At 71.8% G+C, this 2,248-nt stretch carries 4 protein-coding genes; 3 read left to right on the top strand and 1 reads right to left on the bottom strand.

Going from position 1 to position 2,248, the window contains the following annotated elements; all coding sequences use genetic code 11:
• Positions 1–178: 178 nt before the first annotated feature.
• Positions 179–559, bottom strand: a complete 381-nt coding sequence (locus tag ACFV6I_RS04340) for a phage holin family protein (protein ID WP_063351244.1) — start codon at positions 557–559, stop codon at positions 179–181.
• A gap of 153 nt (positions 560–712) precedes the next feature.
• On the opposite strand from ACFV6I_RS04340, the gene ACFV6I_RS04335 reads away from it, so the two are divergent.
• The 3 genes from ACFV6I_RS04335 (at position 713) to ACFV6I_RS04325 (ending at position 2,182) form a co-directional block, all read left to right on the top strand.
• Complete coding sequence (locus ACFV6I_RS04335; protein WP_063348423.1) at positions 713–1,030, top strand: cupin domain-containing protein; 318 nt, start codon at positions 713–715, stop codon at positions 1,028–1,030.
• A gap of 66 nt (positions 1,031–1,096) precedes the next feature.
• Positions 1,097–1,765, top strand: coding sequence for a thiaminase II (gene tenA, locus ACFV6I_RS04330; RefSeq protein WP_063348422.1), 669 nt, complete (start codon positions 1,097–1,099; stop codon positions 1,763–1,765).
• 216 nt (positions 1,766–1,981) lie between these two features.
• Positions 1,982–2,182, top strand: a complete 201-nt coding sequence (locus tag ACFV6I_RS04325; protein WP_063348421.1) for a DUF5326 family protein — start codon at positions 1,982–1,984, stop codon at positions 2,180–2,182.
• Positions 2,183–2,248: the final 66 nt, after the last annotated feature.

Here is a 2,248-nt window from a genome sequence, read left to right as displayed (position 1 = left end):
CGGTGAGGCCCTTCTCCAGCCGGGCGAGGCGGTCGGGGGCCCGCCCCGCCAGCCCCCCGGGGGCGCCCGCCCCCTCGGGCCGCGCCCCCCCCCCCGCGGCCGGGGCCCCGCTCGTGTCCGGCCGGACGGGCCCCGGCCAGGTCGGGTTCGGCCAGTCGGTGCCCGGCCACGGCCGAGGTCAGTCGTCGTCCAGGGCCAGGTGCAGCCCCCACGAGACCAGGCTGATGATCAGCGAGCCGAGCAGCGCCGGCACGAAGCCCGTGACGTTGAAGTCCAGGTGCAGCTTGCCCGCGGCCCAGGAGGTCAGCCACAGCATCAGGGCGTTGATCACGAAGGTGATCAGCCCCAGGGTGAGGATGAACAGCGGGAACGAGAACAGCTTGACCAGCGGCTTGATCAGGAAGTTGACCAGGCCGAAGACCACGGCGACGGCGACCACCGTCAGGGCCTTGTGTCCCAGGTCGGCCTTGCCGCTCGCGAGTTGGATACCGTTGACGATCCAGGCGGCGACCCAGATGGCCACCGCGTTGATCACTGTCTTGATGAGGAAACCCTTCATGACGCCCAAGCCTGGCAGGCCCCGCCGCCCCGGGGGAAGCTCTCCTCGGACATGTTGGCGCTCCCGCCGGACATCTTGGCGCCCCCGGTCCGGCGCCCGTGGTGTTGAATGCCCGTGGCCCGCACGGTGGATGGACGAAGGAGGGGAGCAGCGGTGAAGCTGTTCCGGTTGGACGAACTGGACGTCGAACGCGCGGCGAACGACGGCGCGTACCTGCGCTTCCTGCGCGAACCGCGGATGTCCGCCGGGCTCTACGCGCTCTCCCCCGGCGACACCGACCCGCAGACCGCGCACGACCAGGACGAGATCTACCAGGTGATCAGCGGCCGCGCCGAACTGACCGTCGGCGCCGAGACCGCCACGGTCGGGCGCGGCACCGTCGTCTACGTCCCGGCCGGCACCGAGCACCGCTTCCACCACGTCACCGAGGAGCTGCGGGTCCTGGTGGTGTTCTCCCCGCCCGAGGGCTGACCGTCTGCGGACCTGCCGGGGGCCGACCGGAGACCGGCTTGGGGCAGACCGTCTAGGGTCCTGGGCATGAGCAAGAGCCTGACGGAAGAACTCTGGGCGGCCATCGAGCCGGTGTACGCCGAGATCCTCGCCCACCCCTTCATCGGCGGCCTCACCGACGGCACCCTGCCGCGTGCGGCCTTCCGCCACTTCGTCGTCCAGGACTCGCACTACCTGCGCGACTACGCCCGCGCGCTCGCCGTCTGCGCCGCCAAGGCGCCCGGCGAGGAGGACGTGCGGGCCTTCGCCGACGACGCGGTCGGTGCGTTGGCCGCCGAACAGGGCATGCACGCCGAGTTCCTGACCGCCTTCGGCGGCAGCGCCGAGCAGGCCGCCGCCGAACCGGTGCTGCCCACCACCCGGGCCTACACCAGCTACCTGCTGGCCACCGTCTACGGCGGCTCCTTCGCCGAGGCCGTCGGCGCGGTGCTGCCCTGCTACTGGATCTACGCCCGGGTCGGCGAGGCGCTGCTCGCCCAGGGCTCCCCCGACCCGCTGTACGCCAAGTGGATCGCCACCTACGGCGACGAGGCGTTCCAGTCCGTCGTCCGCCGGGTGCTGGCGCTCACCGACCGCCTCGGCGAGGAGATCTCCCCGGCCGAACGGCGCCGGGTCGTCGAGCACTTCACGACCACCTCGCGCTACGAGTGGATGTTCTGGGACGCCGCCTGGCGCGGCGAGCGCTGGCCGGTCTGACCACTGGTCGCAGGCGGTGCGGCGCCCTTCCCGGGGGTCGTCCCCGAGGCCCGTACCCGGGTCTCCCCGGGGCCCCGGGTCGGGGTGATCTAGGGGTTCTCTCCGGGCCATCGGGCCTCGTTCCGGCACTCGTGTCCCCGTACGATCGAAGTACCGAAAGCAAGCGGGATGCGGCACCGGACGGCAGCCGACCCCACGGGGAGAGAAGGAACGGTCATGGCTGAGCTCTGGAAGTCGCTGCCCTCCTGGGTGCGGAACATCGTCATCCCGGTGCTGGTCCTGGTGCTGCTCTGGAACATCGTGGGATTCGTCTTCGGTGTCGTCGGCGCCCTGCTGAGCATCATGATCAAGGTGCTGGTCGTCGCCGGTATCGCCGCCGCCGTGGTGGTCCTGGTGAAGAAGGCCGCCAAGGGCTGAGCAACCGCCCGAGGCCCGGGCCCGCCGGTAGGGGGGGGGGGGCGTAGGGGGGGCCGGGGCGGCGGC

Source organism: Kitasatospora sp. NPDC059803 (assembly GCF_042732255.1).
GTDB lineage: Bacteria > Actinomycetota > Actinomycetes > Streptomycetales > Streptomycetaceae > Kitasatospora.
The sequence above is the reverse complement of the archived record's forward strand: the minus strand, read 5'-3'. Positions and strand labels throughout refer to the sequence as shown.